This is a genomic window from Pseudoalteromonas rubra, from assembly GCF_000238295.3.
Lineage (GTDB): Bacteria > Pseudomonadota > Gammaproteobacteria > Enterobacterales > Alteromonadaceae > Pseudoalteromonas > Pseudoalteromonas rubra.
Window position 1 is genome coordinate 74,241 of sequence record NZ_AHCD03000035.1, and the last position, 23,013, is coordinate 97,253.

General features: G+C 45.6%; 14 protein-coding genes. All 14 read left to right on the top strand.

The features are described from left to right. The first annotated feature begins 116 nt into the window (after window positions 1-116). From PRUB_RS11370 to PRUB_RS11435, 14 genes are read left to right on the top strand one after another with little or no spacing between them, the layout of a single operon-like run. A complete protein-coding gene (locus tag PRUB_RS11370) occupies window positions 117-1,361 on the top strand; it encodes a Pvc16 family protein (RefSeq protein WP_010386064.1) in 1,245 nt (414 codons plus the stop codon). After that, window positions 1,348-3,381, top strand: a complete 2,034-nt coding sequence (locus PRUB_RS11375; protein WP_010386065.1) for a phage tail sheath family protein — start codon at window positions 1,348-1,350, stop codon at window positions 3,379-3,381. Before PRUB_RS11370 ends, PRUB_RS11375 begins: the two co-directional genes overlap by 14 nt. 35 nt (window positions 3,382-3,416) lie before the next feature. Further along, complete coding sequence (locus PRUB_RS11380; RefSeq protein ID WP_010386066.1) at window positions 3,417-3,866, top strand: phage tail protein; 450 nt, start codon at window positions 3,417-3,419, stop codon at window positions 3,864-3,866. 7 nt (window positions 3,867-3,873) lie between these two features. Then, window positions 3,874-4,347, top strand: a complete 474-nt coding sequence (locus PRUB_RS11385) for a phage tail protein (RefSeq protein WP_010386067.1) — start codon at window positions 3,874-3,876, stop codon at window positions 4,345-4,347. Next, the gene (locus tag PRUB_RS11390; protein WP_155946317.1) at window positions 4,347-4,517 is read left to right on the top strand and encodes a hypothetical protein; all 171 of its coding nucleotides are present in this window, start codon (window positions 4,347-4,349) and stop codon (window positions 4,515-4,517) included. The genes PRUB_RS11385 and PRUB_RS11390 overlap by 1 nt, the downstream gene beginning before the upstream one ends. Further along, window positions 4,517-5,209: a CIS tube protein gene (locus tag PRUB_RS11395; protein WP_010386069.1), complete on the top strand. Its 693-nt coding sequence runs from the start codon at window positions 4,517-4,519 to the stop codon at window positions 5,207-5,209. The genes PRUB_RS11390 and PRUB_RS11395 overlap by 1 nt, the downstream gene beginning before the upstream one ends. Next, window positions 5,206-6,768 carry a phage baseplate assembly protein V gene (locus tag PRUB_RS11400; protein ID WP_010386070.1) on the top strand — a complete coding sequence of 521 codons (1,563 nt, stop codon included), beginning with the start codon at window positions 5,206-5,208 and terminating at the stop codon, window positions 6,766-6,768. Before PRUB_RS11395 ends, PRUB_RS11400 begins: the two co-directional genes overlap by 4 nt. 10 nt (window positions 6,769-6,778) lie before the next feature. After that, entirely contained in the window at window positions 6,779-7,177 is a 399-nt protein-coding gene (locus tag PRUB_RS11405; protein ID WP_010386071.1) for a PAAR domain-containing protein, read from the top strand. Then, entirely contained in the window at window positions 7,174-7,584 is a 411-nt protein-coding gene (locus PRUB_RS11410) for a GPW/gp25 family protein (RefSeq protein WP_010386072.1), read from the top strand. Before PRUB_RS11405 ends, PRUB_RS11410 begins: the two co-directional genes overlap by 4 nt. Beyond that, the gene (locus PRUB_RS11415) at window positions 7,581-11,153 is read left to right on the top strand and encodes a baseplate J/gp47 family protein (protein WP_010386073.1); all 3,573 of its coding nucleotides are present in this window, start codon (window positions 7,581-7,583) and stop codon (window positions 11,151-11,153) included. Before PRUB_RS11410 ends, PRUB_RS11415 begins: the two co-directional genes overlap by 4 nt. Before the next feature lie 22 nt (window positions 11,154-11,175). Further along, window positions 11,176-13,374 carry a hypothetical protein gene (locus PRUB_RS11420; protein WP_010386074.1) on the top strand — a complete coding sequence of 733 codons (2,199 nt, stop codon included), beginning with the start codon at window positions 11,176-11,178 and terminating at the stop codon, window positions 13,372-13,374. Continuing rightward, on the top strand, window positions 13,371-15,524 hold the full coding sequence (locus tag PRUB_RS11425; RefSeq protein ID WP_010386075.1) for a hypothetical protein: 2,154 nt from the start codon (window positions 13,371-13,373) through the stop codon (window positions 15,522-15,524). The genes PRUB_RS11420 and PRUB_RS11425 overlap by 4 nt, the downstream gene beginning before the upstream one ends. Further along, window positions 15,517-21,576 (top strand): contractile injection system tape measure protein, encoded by a 6,060-nt coding sequence (locus PRUB_RS11430; protein ID WP_198452351.1) that lies wholly within the window; start codon window positions 15,517-15,519, stop codon window positions 21,574-21,576. Before PRUB_RS11425 ends, PRUB_RS11430 begins: the two co-directional genes overlap by 8 nt. Beyond that, window positions 21,573-23,012, top strand: a complete 1,440-nt coding sequence (locus tag PRUB_RS11435; RefSeq protein WP_010386077.1) for an ATP-binding protein — start codon at window positions 21,573-21,575, stop codon at window positions 23,010-23,012. The genes PRUB_RS11430 and PRUB_RS11435 overlap by 4 nt, the downstream gene beginning before the upstream one ends. Window position 23,013 lies beyond the last annotated feature (1 nt).

The following is a 23,013-nucleotide window of genomic DNA, read 5'->3' on the forward strand; positions in this document are numbered from 1 at the left end:
GGTGATAGGCGCAAAGGCGCAGTAATAGGTATACCGATAATCTGAACCCTCACTATTGCTCCAACAGTTAGCCGGTGTTTTTACACACCGGCGGAGCACTGTTCTAAGGAGGGGAGATGATCACTCAGGTAATAGATGCATTTAAAAATGAGCTCAATCAAGCTTTGTTGCAGGGGATGATTTCACTGCAACAGCAAGAGCTTGACTCAGTAATAGCTAATACACAAACAAGTATTACTGCTGCTACACCTAAGGTATCGGCCGACGCTGACAAAATCGAGTTTATCGACCCTGGTCAGTCTCCACACGTCCTACACAAGAATAAAGTTAACCTCGTGTTGTTTAGCTCGCAGCAAGAGAGCGCATTCAATGGGGGAAACCCACTTGGTTATACAATTACACCAGAAGCTAAGGCAAGGCCACAAAAGGCACCTCTCCACCTGTCATTAAATATGCTGTTGATCTTCAATCAAAAAGATTACAGCGAGGGGCTTAAATTTTACGAAATAATATTGCGGCATTTGTATTCAAATTCCATCCTGCTTCACACTAAAACGGGTGACAAGTCTGCTCAACAATCTGACTGGCAGGTAGATGTGGTGCTGTCCCACTTCAGCGCTCGTGAGGAACTAGAGATCTGGAATAACTTTAATGTTAGCGGCCTGCCTTTGCTCCGTTATGAGCTCAACTGGGTCAGGGTCTCAGCACTTGCGAAAAAAGATGTGCCGCTGTTGGTCAAAACCAAGATTGAAGAAGGTGAAAAACCAGCGCCATTCCCGACTTCAAACCTCGCTGACAGTGCTGTAAGTACGCTGCTTGCAAAAACAAAACAAAATATGCTCGAGATTATTTGGGCAGTTGCGCAATTTAACGGTTTTGCAACAGAAGACAAAGCAGAGACTGATTACGAAAAAGAATGGCCGGTAATTATAAAAGCGAGAACACAGCTCTTTGGCAATGAGCAAGAAAACGGTGTGTTCACTATTGCGATCGAAGCGCTTAAGCGAGCGGACAAAAATCAGACCTTTGAGATCCCAAAGCACGAAGAGACACAGGAAGCATTCGAAGCTAAGCGGGCAATTCAAACACTCTTCATGTCGCTAGAGAAAATTTCAAATGAAGCACAGGGAGCGGACAGCGGCCATGTTCAACCTGGCGCAGCTTCAGCAAACCCGCCGAAGGGCTTCTGCAAGGCGCAATATATGCAGTGGCTAAGTGCGCTTAATCACCCCGATGGAAGCCAGCCTATACAACAACTACTTCGCCGCAACTTCGACAAATTTAGTAATTCAATGCAAGCAAGTCTGCTTGAGCAAAACCAGTTAAATCAATCCAGGAGCATGACAGATGACACAGTATAAAACCCCGGGCGTTTATGTTGAAGAAAAAAACGCATTCGGATCCAGCATAGTCGCCAATGAAACGGCGATACCCATTTTCTTTGGATATACCGAAAAAGCGCAGATGACCAACGGTGATGACATCCCGGCGGTAACGAGTGCTGACGGTGGCGACGAGGTGTCTATGCCAGTCCTAGTCGACAGCATTTTAACCTATCAGGAGCATTTTGGCGGCGAAGACAAAACGGGGACTATGAAGGTCACAGAAGATAACGGTGAGTTTAGAGCGGAAATTAAAAAAGGTACAACTAAATACACACCAAGCTATATGTACCCGTCAATCAGTAACTTTTTCGCCAATGGTGGTGGCAAGTGTTACATTGTATCGTTAGGTAACTACGACAGCTTTAATGACATTGCGGCAATACCTGATATGGGATTGTTTAAAGAAGCTATTGAATACGCAGAAACTGCAACGCTAATCGCGATCCCCGACCTCATTCGCTTTGGTGAGGCCAAGTACTATGACCGTTGCAGTGCGCTGTTGAATTACTTGGAAGAGTCCAAACGACAGTTTCTGATTATGGATGTAATTCAGAACTCAGATTCAAACATTTATAGTACAAATGATGCAATCGCGTTCAGAGAGCATGTCTCCGGCGCAGTACGCTATGGCGCAGGGTACTTCCCTTATCTTAAGTCACTCACTCCCTATGCCTATGATAAAGACACCACGACGTTCAATGGCACACTACTGTCGGTATTGAGTATTAATGGTTACTCCTACTCGGGTGAGTATAAGAACAACGATGAAGATGAAATCCCTGTGTTGGTTGCGAAATACAATAATAAAAGCCCCACGACTACGCCCAAGTTGACCGTAAAGGGCGGAGCGACAGAAGAGAGTTCTGTAACAGCAACTGGTGAAGATAAAAATGAAGTTGTGGTCACGGTCGGAACTAACGGGATGACCCCTGACGATTTCCAGAGAAAGTGGATTAAAGACCAGGAAGGCTGGCAGTTAACCTGTTTGGCAGATATCACTCCTCCAGAAAATGAGAAACCTGGAACTTTCAACGAGGATGACCCCTGGATTACAGAGAGTGATGCATCATTCCCCTTAATCCTTAAACGTTCGGGAGGGCTTCCAAAGAACAGCACGGTGAGTGCAAATATTGCCGCGGGCGAGGCTTTCTCGGTGGCAGAGGCAAATAATAATACACTCACTATTACCATTGAGACTGCTGATGTTAACAAGATAACCGCAGAGCAACTCCTGAATAAGGTTAACACTTTTCTGGGCCAGTCCGGCAATGAAAGTGCAGCCGAAGACTATCAATTTGCAGTGAACAGCAAATTCACAGGGCAGGTAAAAGGCGGTGAAACAGCCACTCTGGTTCGTGTCGCTGCCCCCGACAATGCAACAGTCAACAAAGTCGAAAACTTTCTTGCTCAAAACTACATCGATATGCCTCCATCCCCCTTTATGGCGGGGATCTACAGTCGCGTAGACAATGCTCAGGGCGTGTGGATAGCCCCAGCCAACGTCAGTCCGGTCGGTGTCACTGCGCCTTTAATAGATATCACCAGAAATCAGCAAGAAGGCCTCAATGTCGATGCCAGTTCAGGCAAATCAATTAATGCAATTCGCAGCTTTACGGGCCGGGGGACACTGGTCTGGGGCGCACGCACAACCGACGGAAACAGCCTGGACTGGCGCTATATCAATGTACGTCGTCTGTTTATTGCCATGGAAACCGATATCAGCAAGGCACTGGAAGCCTACGTCTTTAAGCCTAATGAGCACAACACCTGGGTAGAAATCAAAATTATGATAGAGGCCTATCTGTTTGGCTTGTTTGAACGCGGTGCTTTTGCCGGAGAAACCCCTGAGCAAAGCTATCAGGTCATGATCGGCCAAGGGGAAACCATGAGTGAGCAGGATATTCTGGATGGATTCATGAAGGTCAGCATCAAAGTGGCGCCTTTACGGCCGGCTGAATTTATTGTCCTGACCTTCTCACAAATGATGGCCGAATAATAACCTGTTAACCCGAGATTATAAGGAGAAAAACCATGGCAGATAACCAAGCAGCCATCAAAGATACCTATCCATTAAGCGCCTTTCGTTACATGGTCAAAGTCGGAGACGACGAAATGAACTGTAGTGAAGTATCAGGGCTCAATATCGAATATGACGACTTTGAGTACAAAGAAGCGACCAAAGAGGGCGTAAAAAGCTATCAATTACTCGGTCAGGTCAAGCCGCCATCAATCACCTTAAAGCGCGGCCTGTTTAAAGCAAAGTCGGAAATGTACAAGTGGCTGAGTGAAATTCACACATCGGATTTTACAAAAAAGGACATTGTTATTTCGTTGCTGGACAACGAAAACAGCTCGGTCATGACCTGGTCTGTGCTGGGCGCTTTTCCGACCAAGTTTGAAGGTCCGAGCTTAAAAGCAGATGACAACAGTGCTGCTTTTCAAAGCCTTGAATTGAAAGCCGCCTCAATCAGCGTGTCATAGGTGGCCTATGAGCAGTGTGATCCCGGCATATCGCTTTAGCATCTCTCTGTTGCCACGCTCAGGTAATGGTGCAAAAACACTGGCTGAGTTAACGGGCCTGTTAGACAACAGTATACGAGCCCAGGAAGTTTCTGGCCTCGGTGTCAGGTTACGGCTACCCGACGCTGCCAGCACTGCTTGTGATACCCAAGGACAGCTACAAAAAGGACTGGAGTTCGACAACTTAACAATTTCAAGAGCTCTGGTTACTGGCGACAGGGATGTTGCACAGAAATTTCTGAAAGTATTGAACCAAAACACTCAGATAGAGCGTTTTGACATGGCTATCTATTTACTGGACCAGGACGGCAGTTTTTTAAAAAGTTGGCTGGTGATAGATGCCTATATTACTCAGTGGCAGGTAGAAGGTTTCAGTGCCGATGCCAGAGGCGTCCTGATTGAAAAACTTACGTTTGAATACAAGCAGCTAAGGGAGATCTGATGGAAATTGAAATCGACAAATTGCAGATAAAGGCCAAGTGCGAGCAGTCGAATGAGCAACACCGGCTGCCTGCTGAGTCTCCCCAAATTGATGAGCTGGTTCTCGAGGAGCTGGTTGAACAGTGTGTGGAACAGGTATTGATTCAACTCCAACGTAGGGGGCAAATGTAATGGATAGCTCAGGCACTTTGGATTTGCTCAAGATAGATGCCTATCAGGATGCAGCAAGAAGTCAGTCTTTAGGCACATTTACCGCCCTGGTTAACCCGCAATCGGTGAGTGTATTCACCCGAAATAGATACGGTAAACAGTTTCCACTCAGCAGCGCCAGTATGTTGTCGGCTTTCTCAAGTGGAGGTCCAAATTATATGAAAGCGACTTTAATCTTAGATGGCTCGGGCCTGCTTGCACAGCAGAGCCAGTCAGATGCAGGCGTGGTGGAGCAATTAACTCAGCTGATGAACGCGACAATGAATTATGTTGGCAATATCCACCAGCCACCATACTTAAAAGTCATCTGGGGGAAAATGCCAATATTTTATGGGCGGGCAGAGCAATGCGATGTGCATTACCGAACCTTCACAGATAAAGGAATACCAATAAGAGCTGATGTCGACCTGGTCTTGTTAGAAGATGTCAACACCGAATATGACAAACGGGTTGCAAACCCCAGCTCACCAGATCTGTTTCATCTACACAATGTCTCTGATAAAGATACGCTACCGTACATTTCTTATCGTTACTATGGCAGTACAGGGTTTGGTAAACAGATAGCCAGAGCCAACGGTTTAAATAACCTGTACAACTTGCAAGCGGGCGTAACCTTGCTGATCCCACCACTTGATGAGGTAAACGCCTCATGAGAAACACAGTCACCATCACCATTAATAAAAATAAAGAGAAAGTGCTGTCTGAACAACTTGTCAGCTTAAAGGTAAATCAGCAATTTAACTGCATTCCCAGTGCTGAAATGACACTCGTCACTGGCAATTTTAGTGATCGTGTTTACCCACTATTTCAGGATCCCCAGTTTGAATTGGGCAAGCCAATCGACATTTATGCCAGGTACGAGGAAAGCGGCGCTCGGGATACATTGTTGTTCAGTGGCATCATCATGGAGCGATACGCAGAAGTTAAAAGTAAGTTGCCGGTAATGCGCATCGTTATGCAGGATCCTGCTTCACGACTACGTACATCGATTGCGTCCAGGTTGTTTTCAGATAAAACCGACGCTGACATCATCAAACAGGTGCTGGCCGAACATGAGGGGCTAAAGCTGGCTGGTCAGGCGGCAGGCAAGCTGGATACCATCCGGCATGATCAATGGGTACAAATGCAGCAGAGCGATTGGGACTTTATATTGCAGCAGGTTCTGGCAAATGGTTTGTTGGTAAAACCGGCAAACGGTGAAATACAGATAGTTGACTTAAATGAGCCTAGTAGTCAGAAACTCAAAATAGATCTGGGAGTAGAGCGTTCTGTACTGGATTTTAGTCTTTGCCACAGTGGCCGGGATTTGTATTCATCTGTGTCGATTGAATACTGGGATCAGGCAGAAAATACCTTCGATCAGGTTGAAAAAACCTTTGGAGACGATGCAACCAAGCACCTAAAGAATGCAAAAGGGCAGTTTTTTTTACCTCAGCTGACGACAAAAAAACAAGCTTTGAGTGCGCTGTCATATTTTGAACTTCAACAGGTACTGAATAAAAACTCTGGCTCGGTCACGATAGCAGGAAACTCTGATGTTGAGCTGGGGCAAACGTTGGAGTTGAGCCGGTTTCCCGATATTGTCTCAGATAGCTTCACAATAACTGGCGTGCAGCACACCCTCAGGGCCGGTCAGTGGACAACACAATTACAAATTGGCCAGACAAGCCTGCCATTATTAAACCAATATAATTTTCCTTTCAAAAATGTGCGTACCGGCATAGAAAGTGCGGAAGTACTTGAATGGCAGGCCGATCCATTAAAGCTGGGCAGAATTCCGGTTAATGTCCACAGTTTTGGAGAGGGTATTTACTGGGCGTACTGTGGCCAGCTGAGTGCCAGCGAAGAACAAGGGGGGTTTTTCATCCCTAAAAAAGGTGAACAGGTCTATATCGGTTTTATCAACAGTAATCCTTCGCTAGGTGTCATTCTTACCTCTGTATATTCATCTGAAAAAAGTCTCCCAAAGCCCTTTAAGTTCGACCCGAAGTCGCCCAGTGGGGTGTTTTGGGGGGACGTGAATATGGTGTTTGAACCGGAAAACAAGGTGCTAAAGCTCACGACAGGTGACAAGAATGAGCTGCTTCTATCGATTGACAAAGGGATGACCCTGACAACCAAAAACAGCCTGACAATCGAGTGTGCTAGTAAAGCAGAACTCAAATCGGATAGTTCAGTCACCATTAAAGGCCAGGTTATCAACTTAAACTAAGGAGCAAAGCATGGGCATGCCAGCTGCAAAGCAAGGTGACAAAATTGTATCACCAGCCGACATACACTTAGTCGAAATGCCGACACCAGCAGGTCCGGTCGTCGTGCCGTTACCTTTTCCATTTAGCGGACAATTGACAGATGGTTTGAGTAACGATGTAAAAATTATGGGTAAGCCTGCGGCAACCAAGGACAGTTCGGGTAAGAATCAACCAAAACATGTGCAGATCGGAACCCGCTTCATAAATCAGCCTACCAATGTTGGCACCGTTTTCATGGGCAGTATGAGCGTAAAAATCAATGGTAAACCCGCCGCGCGAATGGGGGATCCGGTTTGTACGTGTAATGACCCCAATGCTGTACCTGTCGGGAAGATCGTGGCATCGGGTTCAGTGAGGGTCGGCGGATGAATCGGGATGAATTTATAGGTAAAGGCTGGAAGTTTCCGGTTGGGTTCAGTGAGTACGGCGCGATGCTGGATATTGCGGTGTGTAATCAGGACATCCAACAGAGCTTACTACTTTTACTGACGACGATACCTGGAGAGCGCATTGCGCATCCTTTGTTTGGATGCGACTTAAACCAGTATATGTTTCGTTCAATTAGCAATTCTCTGTTGTCTGATATTAAACAAACCATACTGACAGCGATTACCTTGTTTGAAGTGCGTATTCAGGTACTACAGATAATGGTCAACCGCAGTGTTAGCCAGTCCGTTACCTTAGAGATAGCAATCAACTATCAGCTCAACCATACCAACTCCAGATACAACCTGGTCATTCCCTTTAACCTAATTGATGGATTCCAGATTTCATGAAACAGTCAGATATTGCAAATACAACATGTTGCTCAACGCTAAGTGGAACGACTGCCCAAATACCGCCGGAGTTGAAACCAGGTTATTTTCAGGCGGAACCACGCGACACACTTTACTGGCTTCACCAGTTTAAACAATGGAGTGTGGGTCTTGATGGTCAGTTGAATCAATTACTTCCTGAAGGGATCAGCGAATTGTTGCTAGCAGAGTATATTGCCGATCCGAGAGCAGTCATTGATCAAAATGTGTTGTCACAAGAGCAGATTGAACAACTACAGCAGCCACAGCGTATTGTATTGTTCTATTTTTTGAAAAAATTGTCCAAGTTCAACGAAGAAAATAAAACCATAACAACTGACTTCAAAAATTACATTGCCAGGAATATTTTAGGGTTTGAACCAAATCCAGCACTGGCGGAACGGATCATCACATTCTTGGACCTCAGTGCGGCACCTTTGCTAGAGCAACAAAATGAGGACATTGAATTAAAAGCCTATGTAGAAGGCCGTGACCGGCCACTTAAATATGAAGTGGAGTGCGGATTTGATTTTCACGCGATTAACCTGAAAAAGCTTATGTCGGTGAACCCAGACGTAGTCAGCAAATCTCAATTTGTTGTCACCGACTATAAACTCCCTTTGTATAACCCGCACAACCTTAAGGCGAGTAAGCAAAATACGCTACACCCTCTCGCACCAGTTGAAGCAAAGCGAGGTAGAGTATTTGAGCGCGCCTGGGCATTTAGTTCTGAGCTACTAAACTTATCTCAGGGTACCCGGACAATCACACTCACATTAGACATTTCTGACGAGTTTGGGAGTACTCAAGCAAAGGACATAAAAGTTGAGCATGTTAACTTTTTCATAAGTACGGCAGCGGGTTGGGAAAAGCTGAATACGCCAACACAGAACAAGGACTGCCCTTGCGAGTTCACGTTTAAGCTGTCGGCAGAATTCCCTCCTATTGTAGCCATATCACAACCAGAGCCTTACGAAGCGTTTGCGGCAGACGCGCCAAGTATAAAAATTGTTTCGAATCAACAGTGGAGCATTGTGTGTGAAGACCTCACCGTTGAAGTAAACGGGTTGACTCCTGAGCTTGTGCGTAACCAGGATACTGTGATGTCGCCAGAGGGCAGTTTAGTGCTTTTTGGTGATGATGCACCTGAACAAGCCATATTTAGCTTCGCACATCCGGAACTGGCGCTTAAGCCCATTAGCGAAATGAACCTAACACTGCACTGGCTGGGAAAACCGAAAGACCTGACTGAATATTATAAAGCTTACGATAAGCCGCAAGCCGATTTTAAGGTACAAGTTAATACAATAAAAGAGTCAAAGGTCGTTGGGGTTGCCAAAGACCAGGCACTTTTTAAAACGTGTTCCATCGAGAAGAAAAGCGAACAAACGGAGGTAATTGATACAATTAATCCTTCATCAAATCAGTTACCAAACCAAGCAACAAATCAGTCAGAGAACGCAAGCTCAGATACACTTGAAGTCGAAACTTGCGAGTTGACTGAGGCGCTGAACAATAGCGACTGGAAAACAGCCGAAGCCGATCCTCTATCGCAAGATTTGTATTTTGAAATTCAGTTAACAGGACAAAGTTTTGGTCATGCAGAATATCCTCTGTTGATGACAAACTATGCCGTCGACTTTGCTGCTTACAGAAAGCTAATGGATGAAGCTGTACAGAAGCTAATTGACTCGATAGCTAACGAGTTGCTCGTACTGAAAAAGCTACTCGAATCTGACCCCAATCCTGAGCTAACTAGCCTTATTGAGTATCTAGAACAGCTTACAAAAACGCTGAACGCTCAACCGTCTTTAACAGCAATGAAGCGAGAAATTGAAACGTCTATAATTCTGTTGGCTGGAGTCGAAAAACACGGTGAAAGTATCGAGCCCTTGGTAAATCAGCTGACCGCGTTTGTTCAAACACTTGTTGCCCCCACGCCTGTTAACTTGCCTTATATTCCTCAGATCAATCGACTGGATATATTTTATAAATCACCAGGAAACAGGGGAGCAGACGTTAGAACATATCGCCTGGAACCGGCGGGGTATATGCCAGTTGCGCATCACAAAGGGGCACTGGAACATGAAGAAAGCTCAAATAAGGAAGGTTTAAATAAAGGCTGTAAGGAGTTAGGTGACAGTACCCATGGTCAGGAAGAAAAAAATGACACTGATGCTGTAACTCGTATTGATTCAAAACCAAAGGCCGAGGATACAAGGCACTTACGCCCACTCTTAGGCCTGTATTTTGGTTTGGAAAACTTGCTTAAAAGCAAGGAGTCCAGGTTATTTTTTCATGGTATTCCAGGGGATTCGAACAGGCCAAAAGTCGCCATTCGCTGGTCCTATCTGGCAAAAACCGGCTGGCGGGAGCTTGATAAGTATCTTATCGAGGATGGGACGTACGGGCTGACACAAAGTGGTTTGTTGCGATGGATTACGCCGGATGATATTGAAAACAATAACCCATTAATGCCAACGGGTACCTATTGGATTGCCGCGGTACCTACTGAAGAAGGGCTCATCCCCGGCTGTAAAGATAAAAGCCAAGATCAAGCTAATAGCCAAGAAAACAGCCAAGATTACGAGGCCTATAAAGCACTTATGACAATACAAGCCGTGAGAAGCAACGGGTTTATAATTCGTCGAGAAATAGGAGATTTGCAAGACTGTGGTGACATTACACAATTGCCAGTAGACAGCAAGTTGTTCTTAGACGGCAAAAGAGAGCAACTACCTGAGTTCTATACCATAGCGCCAGGGAAAGAACCGGAAACAGAAGAAGAGCTCTGGACGCGAGCATTCAGTAGCGTGCGCTACAAAGGAAGAGCGGTCACAGTCAAGGATTTTGAAGATTTCATTCTGACCCGTTTTGGCAATGTTATGCAGGTTAAGTGTATTCCGGCGGTGTTTGACAATTCACAAACGTTGACCCCGGACGAGCCAATAACCGTTAAAGCGGTGATTGTCGAAAAAAATCAGTCCTTATATCAGCCTTATCCATTAAAACGAAAGGTAGCAAGACAGTTATTAAAAGACATAACTAAGCAGGTGTTGACACAAACGACGCCATTTATGTCCAGTGCTGACACTCAGCCGCCTTGTGAAGGCGACCGGCCTATTGTATTTGAAGCCGTGAATCCGACCTACCGAAATGTCTCTTTTCGAATTGTGGTCAAGTTTCGCACCAGCCAACAAGAAGAAGACAACAAGAGAGCGCTATTGGCGGCGTTGGAAGACTTCATTAACCCTTGGGTCAAATACCGAGACACCCCCTTAAAGTTTGGCTGTTGGTTCACTTACGGTGAACTACTGAGCTATCTGCAACAAATCGAGTGCGTAGAAGCAATATTAAATCTCAAGCTTAGTACGGCAGATGGCAGAAGCTTGTGCCCAACCAAATCTGATGTATTTCAGCCAGATCAGGTGGCTATTTTCTGTAAGAAAAACACCACTATTGAGGTAGTGGACCACTTTTCAGAGTACGACCCATCAAAGTATCAGGGCATTGGGTACATGAAAATAAATCAAGATTTTTACGTCAAATAATTTACAGAGCGGAACGAAACGAATGACTAATCAAAACAGCGGTAAGCGCGACCAAATAAAAGAATTCTTCAAAACGGGTGACAGGCCAACTCAACAACAATTTGCTGAATGGATAGATGCATGCCTAATACAAGAGAGTGACGATATTTATGGAAAAGACAACTGTATTGGGATCGGCACAAAAGAGCCTACTGCTCGCCTGAGTGTTGAGCTAAAAGAGCCGCAGTCAGACGTCTATTCTTTTAGTTCGTATGCGATCTGGCAGGACAAAAATAGCGGAAAATCTGAGTCTAAATTTGGGGTAACACATGCTCTGAATGATACATCACCCGCAGTTTGTTTAAGCGCAAATGGAAAAACAGATCTGATGCTCGGCCATTTTGATGAAATGTTTGCTTCGGCTGTGACAATCACACCAAATGGATATGTGGGCATTGGCACCGAGTCGCCAGACGTGTTACTTCACGTATGTGGTCAATCTGATAACAAGGAAGGTGACTATAAAAAGGCGAAAATTGGGTTCGATGAAGGTAGGCTAAGCGCAGATAACTTGACCCTCAAAGGAACTAGCCCAAGCATTTTATTGGAGGAAACAAAGGCAGACAATTCAAAGGGAGCAGAGTTTTCACTTGTTGCAGAAAACGAACTGTTTAGATTAGGTGCATCGAGGCAGCCTGAGCGTCAGGCATTACAGGTTTCTGCGGAGGGGTTCGTGGGCATTGGCTGTGCACCCGACAGGGCGGGACAAAGTGAATGTAAGTCGAGTCAGTTAAAAGTTAATGGTCATACCTCAATTAAAGGCGATCTGACAGTTGAGGATGGCACCATCAAATCGCCAAACGCTGATTTATCTATTCGGTCAATTCACCTTGACGGTAATGTAAATATGCGAGCGAAAGAAACGCTCTACGCCACTGGGACAACGCGCTACCTGGACCTGGAAGAAAGTGCAATTAACCTAAAAACACTGAGCCTGGGAGATGGTTATACTAGCCAGGAGCCTTTAGAAGCAAACTCATGGTATACAATCGCGGAACTATCGTCGCAGCCGTCATCACGCGGAAGTGCAGCCTCTTATCTGATCAATTTGGACACCGAAAACCCAAATACTCGCTCTACTTTAATAGTAACCGTTGCGCTCAACAATAAAGAAGCTGCGCTCAATGACACTGTCGACATTAATGTGTCGATGAACACGATGAATGTGGCTGACCCAAAAAAACTGTCGTTGTCTGAAATCAGATTAATTAAAAAAGAGTGCAACACAATCAGCTTGCAACTCAAGACAAATAATCCCGATAGTAAAATTATTGCACATGGGCACTTTGCTGTTTTAAGTAATTTAGCCAAGCACCCCTGGAAGCCTGTGCCGTGGAATAAGTTTGAGCTAGAGAGCTTGATGGATGACTTTACTCTATCTTTGGACAGTGGGCTAATGACCTCAACTCAGGGGTTACAAGTTATCGGTAAAAGTGAGGAGGGGTCCAACGATAATCGTGCTGTAGAGCTCTCGACTCAGGGAAGTGGCTGGTTCAGAGATAAAGTTGAGGTTGCAAAATCAAAAGTTCTACTCAGCTCACAGAGCGATGGTAGTGGACGGGCAGTGCTGTATGGCAAAGATAGTAAAGCAGGTATAGAGCTGTCTGCTGGTGAAAAGAAAGTGACGATCGGTGACAATCATCTACAAGAAGATGGGCGGTCTCTGCGCCTGACTCATGTTAAAGACGATGAAATAGCATTATTGTCTATCAATACAAATCCCCAAAGTGCATACAATCAAAAAGCATCGCTGGGCAGACAGTCATTTCAGACCGGGGATAACAAGTACTCAACTTTTCATGTCGCGCACCCAAGCGCTGAAATGCTGCACCTAGGGGCAAACTACAGCAACAATATTGCCATAGGGAACTTCGATGAGAAGTTTAAGTCCCGGATTTATATCAATGGTAGCAACGGATGCGTAGGTATTGGCACAGACAATCCAAGCCAGCAACTCGATGTTGCCGGCAGTGCACATATCAAAGAAAACCTGGGGATTGGTGTTGAGAATCCGGTAGCCAGATTACACGTTGATGGTAACGCCGAGATTCAGGGCAGCCTAAAGCTAGGCCAGGGCACGTTAACTGTTAAAGGTGAGCAGCTGCTTCTCACGGTAGGTGATAAAACCTTTTCTGTCTCACTCACCGAGGTCAAATCGGATCAGGAGGAGGCTAAGTCATGACTACTGAGCTAGCATTTGACGTTAATGATCCCGACTTTTTGTGTTTTTTACCGCCATCATTTGAGGGAAAAGTCGAATTCAGCTGGACGGACTTTAATATTCACGATACCGGAGTTGCCACGCTCGAGGCCGTCAACTTTGCGCTTGACAACCTGGCGTACAGTTACAGCTTTCCAATTCAGGATTTGATGCAGGGACGTGAGTACAATGCTTTTGATGGGTGGTCCAGGCAGTTGCTGGAAACACCTTATGCGGTGACAGAAAATGATTATCGGGTCGTGCTCGCACACGTTGATGGTGTAATTAACGCAGCGCTTTCACCCATCAAAACCCCACTCAATTCGGACGGTGGTAATACTAGTGATGACAACGCACTTGATTTACTGAGTGTCGATGTTGTTTACCTGTCTGGTGAGGAAAATGAAGAGGCTTGCTGGCAAGCCCTACTCAAAGAAAGAGGCATTGGAGATTACTTCAGCCCAATCAATGTGAGCCGGTGCCAGGACCTGAAAGCCGAGGTTACGGTTCGTTTTTTACATCGACAAGATACACAAAAAAACCGATTGGCATTGGCAAGCACTTTACAACAGGCGCTTTTACCTTATGCAATACCACAATATAAAATAGCGAATTCCTTATCTGCAGAACAGATTTTACAGCCAGCGCTCAATCCATCCGGGTTTAGCAAACAAATAATCGTCGCCAATTTGTACGCGGTGCTTGAAGATCTGAGCTTTGTATCATCAGTACAATCAATTGCTTTGAAAAAAGCAGGGGATAAAGAAGGGTTCCAGTATGCGCTGATTGAATATGCAGAACCCATGTTCAGTCGGCTTAGCGCTCTGTCTATCAATGACGATGCCGTTCTTATCAGTAGCTGGTGGGAGAATGAACAAGGGTTAAAAGCTGATAAAAGGTCAGAACTGGATAAAGAACAAGTACGGGCAGGGCAATACAGAGAATTAGGTAAATTTAACTCATTACAGCTGTCTTATACGGATAACTATCAGATTGGCAACAATTTACCTGCTGACTCTCAACAGTCAGTCCCGTTGCGTTCCTTTTTGTATTTTATGGATCAGGTGCGTGCCGACAGAGGTGCGCAAATGGACAATTTCAGTAATCTGTTTGCCATTCCTCACGTATCGAATTCTCGTGAGGCCAGAAGACTTGCGGATAAATCGCTCTATACGCACAGCCTGTTGAACAGCAAATACTATGCAGGCGTGTTGTCTAACTCTGATAAATGGGATACGGGCAACGCAAGCAGTGATCAAGCTTATGTTTCTACTATGTATGATCTGGAACAGGCAGATAAACGTCTGAACTTTCTGCTGGCCTTACATGGCGTCTCTAATTTGAAACCAGCCACTAAAACACAGGGTGAATTGGGGGCAAAAACTGTCGATGCTCATCGAGCAGAACAGATCCGATGTTTTCAACAGGAGCTTCAATTTAAACAAGCGTATTTGAGCCTGCTGCAATATGGGCCGAATATCGACAGTTGTGATGATTTGCCAGCGATATTTCGTTCAACCGCATTACAACGTGCTCAACAGCTCATACATTTACAACTGAAGGACATAGGGATTGAAAATGTATTTTTGCTGGAACACTGTTTCTTAGCACCTGTATGGCAGCACTCATCAGACAAAGCGATACGGTTAAACTTTGGTGTTAGCGTATTTTTATTTTTTGACCAAGGCAGTAGCGACAGAGCAACAGAGCTAAATGAAGCGGACAAGGCAAGGGTTTTAGATAGAGTAGCCAGTATTCTGCCTGTCTATATGATCCCAAATATTAAATACGTAATAAATGGTGGAGGAAGCGACGTTGATTCCTTTAAAGCACTGTTGCACGACGCCTTCATCCCTAACATAAATGAGCAACAACAAGGCCTGTTGGCGCAATATCACCCGGAGAAACCACTACGAGATGAGCAGCAACGACGTTCAATGGAAGAACTCTATAATGATTGGGTGCTGCCGAATAGAGATTGGATCGACTACCGAACTGAGACTGCTCAGGCACAAGAGATTAGACAGCTTGAACAGAAGTTGAGTGAAGAGCGAGCTAAAGGTCTCCAGGAAATTGAAGCGCTAAAGCAGCAATTCGCCGCATTAATAAACAAAGAGCAAGGCCATGATTAAGGTTCGCATTTGCGACGTGATCATCGAAGGCCAGTATCGGTCTGCTCAAGCAACCTCTTTGAGCAAACAACAAATTGCGACTGCATTGCAGACATTGAGCGGCGCACTTGGCCGTCAGTTGGGGCGAGCAGGCGTACCTGACAAATTCATCATTCGGCATTTGACGCTGGAACTCGGTGCATTGCCTATTTCAGGGTTTATGGACGCATTTGTGTTGCGGTTAAGCGCAGCCATAGAGGAATTGGCCCGGCAGCTAGCAAAGCGGATAAATTCAAGGGGATTGAGTCTGAACAGCCAGCGGTTTGATTTGCAGACCACAAATCGGGCGACTCAGTCTGTTGATACAATGCCGTCGCCTTTTTTGTTAGAAGGGCAGGTAGTACAACGATCGCTGACGAATCTACTGCAAGTACTGAAGAAAATAGAGGGTATACCAAAGGGTGAGTCTGAATTCGTGGCGTTGCTTAGTACGACATTTTCCTCACAACATGGATATGTACTACCTAAGACGGTTGTCGAGCTGTTAAGGGGTTATTGGGAAGCCTCGTCAGTGGCTGATACCCATTCAAATAGCATGCTTAAGTTGGACGGAGAAGAGAGTAATGAACCTTGCGATAAACACATGCAGGCATTGCAGCGATTTTTAAATGAACAACTGACTGCTTTGCATGTGTCTGAAGGAGCAGCGGGTAGTCAAACACAGAGTCATGAAATCGAGAATTTCCGCCAGGACTATGGAGATTTACTTGCATTGTTAGATCAATCAGGCGCATATTTTGGTGATTTCGATACGCTACTCAATTGCTTTCACCGCACATATAACCGAGCACTTTCGCTTTCACTGCAGTCTATGTTGCAACCCTTTTTCAGTATGAGTCCGAGTGATGAACTCTGGGATCCTGTGCAAATGGATGCCTCGGTTGAAATTGAACATGACAAAAGTAAGGAGCTGCACGGGATCAGTGTATCGGGCTGGTTGGCTTTGCTTACACCGTTTAGCAGTGAGTATGAAAGTTCTCAGTTGATGAATGTGTTACGCACGTTTGGTAGAGAACAGCGGTTGGAAATAGAACAATTATTCCAGGCATACCAGGCCCATTTAGGTATTGCTATGCCATCATATTTAATCAAGCGGCTGGAGCGTTACTGGCAGGATTTCAACCAGGCGCAGAGTATTCAGGCTCAGACCGAAAAAAATCAAAACAAACACAGAAAATATTCTGGCTCAACAACATTTGAGCGCCGAAGCTTTAAAAGAGCAAAATCACAGAGCACTGGTCGGCGTAACTCTGTTTGTAACGAATTAGGTCTATCAAAACCTACCTTGATAAGCGGGGGTGATACTGCTCCCGGCCCATTGCTGACTTACATGCTGCGTCATGTTAAGAAGGAGCAACTGTGGGATATGAGTGACAAGGCTATATCTGAGGCTCAGTCTGATGCGTGGCACATCGCATTCAATAATTTACTGACACTGATAGAAAAGGAAGGAAACGAGCTGATTGCACTCGATGCACTTCTAAAGCGATATGAAGAAGTATTTCGAGAGCCGGTGTCTCAATCGCTCATTCCCTTATTGAATGGTTACTATTGCAAAGTAAACGAGTTGTCCTTACGAAGGGAAGTTTATGCGTTACCAGCAGATGATGACTTAACCCAGCATCTCGGCACCGTTCGAATCCACAAGACCAGAACTTATAAAGGTTCTGCGTTGGATAACAGGCCATCAAAGTACCAGCGCCACGAACAGTATCTCAAACACGCACTTATTGAGTATTTAAACAGTACCAAACTGTCAGGCATTTCGGAGTCACAGAAAACGAACAGCAATGAAATGTTTAGTAATACTGATGAGGCAACTCTCTACATTGCTGCGCAGTACCGCCCCTCAAAAACTAGTGCGATCCGTACACTACTTGAGTTACTGAGCGATCCTGCGCTTGAAGTTAACAACCTTGACGCTTTATTGATTGCTTATCAGACGGTATATCATCAGGTGTTAGAGTGGGAAGTAGTAAAGTTACTTGAAATTTTCTTTAGCCAGGTCGACGAGGGGTCATCGTCTAAGCGTACTCATCAGCAGCAAAGCAGCAATGGCTCTGCTCAAGTGGATAACCAGCTAACGGCGGCGCAATGGCGCCAGTTACTGATACGACAATTTTATCTGCTTCAACACCGGGCGCACCTTTTACAGACTTACACCACATTGGCAGAGCTGCTTGCTGATTGCGACTCAGCACAATGTATTGACCTTACTTATTTTTTTGTGACGTTTAAACATCGGTTTGGCGATAACTTGCTCGCAGCAACAAAAACGGTCTTGTCAGACTTGTTGAAGCAAGATGAGTGCGCAATAGCGCAACCAGTTACATCATTCGCCACACAACTGCCTGACAGTGCCATTCCATGGTCTATCAGTTCACTTACTAAGGGCATTCGAAAGGTTGTTGCAGAACAAAACCGCGTTGCGAACAGAAAGAAGCTAAATTGTCTGCTCGCGGAAAGTTTGCTGGCTGAATATGGTGAAAGCAAAGGTGACGTAGAAAGTACCATTTTGGACTCTTATGACCGACCCGTACATACATTTCAATACAACACCAAAAGCAGTTGTGTATTCAGTACGATTGCTAAGCCTGAAATAAAGTTACTCACCAACGACTTTTGCAAGGTTGCAATACCAAATGCGAAGTGTTCTGAATACTCAGAACAAATCCCTAACCCTCTAACGGCCACATATGCCACAGTGATAAATACAGCGGATATTCACGCTATAAGTAGCTGTTGGTGGTCGTCAACGAGCGGTCAAAACTTGTCTGAAGGCCAGGCAGAAGAGTCAATTGATACCATGTCTGACTGGCTATCTATGACTCGGTCTGAATCATTATTTAATAGTGGCAGCAAAGAGGTGAAAGAGCGCGCCAGTTTCTCATCAAATCGCAACGACGAAATGGGTGAAAACACCCTCAATGTTGCTCGTAAAGTGCAACAAGTAAGTGCCAGTTCGTCGGATGAATACTTCTACTCATTCAGTGACTATGAAAAGGATCACAAAGCAGCTTTGTTGAATTTAATAGAGCTATCAATACCGCGGGAAATCACGGAAGTTTGTAGTGGGGATGAGCCTGTGTTTGACGCTGAAAACGGACCGATGTTAACTCCAAAAAAGCAAATTGCGTATTCACAAGCTGCATCCGGATCACAGGATAAATTGAAAGCACTACTGACAAACCCGGCTTTGAGGGTGACCGACTTAGGGACACTTGTCACTGCATACAACACGACATTTTACGAACCGATCAGTGATGATGTCTATCAGCTACTTAAAGCTTACTTTATTAACACGGGCAAGAAACCACAATCAGTTGATATTGAACGGTTAGAAAATAGCAGATTACAAGCGTCGAGCGTGGCACTGCACACTATCTCTCATAAGCAATCGGCAGAACACGGCTTTGGTGAGCTAAACACGGCTGAAGAGTACTTGTTCCGGGTTATTGTGCAACCGGAACAAAAACACCCAAAACATGTCGGGACCACTGCAGCTCGTAATACCTACTGGTGGTCGTCAACGAGCGGTCAAAACTTGTCTGAAGGCCAGGCAGAAGAGTCAATTGATACCATGTCTGACTGGCTATCTATGACTCGGTCTGAATCATTATTTAATAGTGGCAGCAAAGAGGTGAAAGAGCGCGCCAGTTTCTCATCAAATCGCAACGACGAAATGGGTGAAAACACCCTCAATGTTGCTCGTAAAGTGCAACAAGTAAGTGCCAGTTCGTCGGATGAATACTTCTACTCATTCAGTGACTATGAAAAGGATCACAAAGCAGCTTTGTTGAATTTAATAGAGCTATCAATACCGAAGGAAATCACGGAAGTTCGTAGTGGAGGTGAGCCAGAGTCTGACGCTGAAAACGGACTTAGGTTCACTCCAGAAAAGCAAATTGCGTATTCACAAGCTGCATCCAGATCACAGGATAAATTGAAAGCACTCCTGACAGATCCTGCATTGAGGGTGACCGACTTAGGGACACTTGTCACTGCATACAACACGACATTTTACGAACCGATCAGTGATGATGTCTATCAGCTACTTAAAGCTTACTTTATTAACACGGGCAAGAAACCACAATCAGTTGATATTGAACGGTTAGAAAATAGTAGATTACAAGCGTCGAGCGTGGCACTGCACACTATCTCCCATAAGCAATCGGCAGAACACGGCTTTGGTGAACTAAACACGGCTGAAGAGTACTTGTTCCAGGTTATTGTGCAACCGGAACAAAAGCACCCAGAACATGTCGGGACCACTGCAGCTCGTAATACCTACTGGTGGTCGTCAACGAGCGGTCAAAACTTGTCTGAAGGCCAGGCAGAAGAGTCAATTGATACCATGTCTGACTGGCTATCTATGACTCGGTCTGAATCATTATTTAATAGTGGCAGCAAAGAGGTGAAAGAGCACGCCAGTTTCTCATCAAATCGCAATGACGAAGTGGGTGAAAACACCCTCAATGTTGCTCGTAAAGTGCAACAAGTAAGTGCCAGTTCGTCGGGTGAATACTTCTACTCATTCAGTGACTATGAAAAGGATCACAAAGCAGCTTTGTTGAATTTAATAGAGCTATCAATACCGCGGGAAATCACGGAAGTTCATAGTGGAGGTGAGCCAGAGTCTGACGCTGAAAACGGACCTAGGTTCACTCCAGAAAAGCAAATTGCGTATTCAAAAGTAGCATCCAGATCACAGGATAAATTGAAAGCACTACTTACAAACCCGGCTTTGAGGGTGACCGACTTACGGACACTTGTCACTGCATACAACACGACATTTAACGAACTAATCAGTGACGATGTCTATCAGCTACTTAAAGCCTACTTTATTAATCCGGGTAAGAAACCACAGCCAGATGATATCGAACGGTTAGAAAATAGTAGGTTAAAAGCGTTGAGCGTGGCACTGCACACTATCTCCCATAAGCAATCGGCAGAACACGGCTTTGGTGAGCTAAACACGGCTGAAGAGTACTTGTTCCGGGTTATTGTGCAACCGGAACAAAAGCACCCAGAACATGTCGGGACCACTGTAGCTCGTTTCTCTTGTCAGGAAGACGATAGCTGGCCATGCAATATCTTTGAAGCGCACCGTAACTTGGGTGACAAGCTAGGGGATGTAAACGCAAACATAGTCGCCCCTGGCCAAGCTAGCTCAGACTATCAATTAGAGCCAGAACAAAAGGCGTTCGCATCAGATAACGGCGATATCAATAAGCAAGAGCCGCTAGAGAAACACACACAGGTCACTGTGACACAGGGGAGCGCCTCTGGTCTAAACCATGATACTTACAATACTCGGCCCGAGATATCAGTCGCAAAATCAATGATTCTGCCGCAAGGGCAGGGCGCTGCATGTGTAAAAACCCCGATTTCGTCTAGGCTAAATACAAGGCTATTGATAGACGAAAAAACACAAAAAGCCCGTTTAAAAGCTTACCTGACGCGTATCCAGCAGTCGCCGAATGCACAGACCGAACTGTTAGAGCAAGTGATCCCTTGCGCAGGTGTGGTATTTGGCTGGGTTTTACTGAAATCGATATTTAATGGGCAACAATGGCTGGGTAGCGACGGTAAATTTATGTCTGATGAGCATGCTAATTATGCCGCCAACTGGCTACTGCAACTGGTTCAGGGGGATCCTGAGCCGATGAAGCCACTCTTAAGAGTATTGTGTGGCCTGCCAGATGACGCATTTAGGGTGCTGACATCTGCTCAACTGCAAAGTGGCATGCACACAGAGCTGGCAGCCAGCAAAAGTCAATATTTGCAACAGTTACTAAGCCTCTGGCCAGTTCTGAAGCATGAACAACAGGCAGAGTTTTATGAGTTTTTTACCCAGCGTACTGGTGTTTTATCACCGACCCCCCTTGGCTCCAGGCTAATTCTGGTGGAAGCACCGTTTGATGCGTTGGCACAGCGATGCCCGCTGCCCTGGCCGCTTTCGAGTATTCAGCTGCCGTGGATGAACACACTTTTGGAGGTTGACTGGAAATGAATACGCAAACACTAGAAGAGATAAATACTAACGAGTTGTCTGAAGAGGCTGAGAAGGCCGAGCTTGCCAGAGCACAGCGCCTTGCCCGGATCCCAGTGCCGCTTTTTCACGCCAATGACAGACCAGACGAGTTAGGAAGTGCGTTACTCCGTGAGTTTTCGTGGTTGAAAGCCATTCTGGATGCAAGAATAGCCAGTTATTTTGAAGACTTACATGTCCGTGTCGCTGATTTTACGCCTCCTGACCTGAGTACGCAAAGCTACTATGGCGCTATGGTTTTGCACTACGGCTTGTCTGTGAAGGAGCGGGTGGTGCTGGCCATTGCACTGGCTGCCGAGCTGGTACCGGATCTTCTGGACGTACTGCAAACCCGCAATACCCTGTATGACTTGCCGTATGCTGAGTTTGGTGCCAGTCAGAATTCGTCCAGGTCTGGCTTTACACCCACAGTGCAAACTGCGCTATACATCCTGGCGGGGGCTGACGTTACAGAGTTAATTGAGGCGCGCGCAGTGTTCGAACCTGACGGTAAATTACTGAGTAATGCGCTGTTAACCATACCAACTAAGGATAGTGACAGCCAATTGGGATCAGTATTGTTAAGTGTAAGTCAGTGTTGTCTGCAACAGGTGTTGCTGGGTTGTCAGAGTGCGCCAGAGTACAGTGCAGATTTTCCTGCCACCGCACTGCGTACTGACCAGCATTGGGAAGAATTGGTGTTACCAGAAGCCACCCAGTACCACCTTGACGAGATTGCTTTGTGGCTCAGGCATGGTAATACACTGCGCTTTGAGTGGGCTGATACGCCACAGGTACAAGGCTACAAAGCTTTGTTCTATGGTCCACCTGGGACCGGGAAAACGCTGACAGCTACTCTGTTGGCCAAAAAGTTGGATGTGCCTGTGTACCGCGTAGATCTATCTCAGGTCGTGTCCAAATACATAGGGGAGACAGAAAAAAATCTCGAAAAAGTGTTTAAGCGGGCTGAGCAGCAAAATTGGATCTTACTGTTTGATGAGGCCGACGCCCTGTTCTCTAATCGCGGTGAAGTTAACAGTGCGAACGATCGCCATGCCAACCAGGAAGTGGCGTATCTATTACAGCGCATTGATACCTGCCAGAATATGGTGATCCTCACCAGTAATCTCAAAGACAACATTGACGACGCCTTTTTGCGTCGCTTCCAGTCCATTATTTACTTTCCCAGGCCTCAGGCGGAGCAGCGGGCGCAGTTGTGGCGAAGAGGATTTAGCAGCAAAGCTGACCTGAGTGCACTGGATATCGACTGGTTGGCACAGGAATACGATTTAACCGGTGCTGAAATCAATAACATCATTCGCTTTGCCTCACTCAAAAGTATCGACAAGAACAGTAATACCATAGACCCCCAGGACATCATCATAGGCATACAGAGAGAAAAACAAAAAGGAAGCTAAT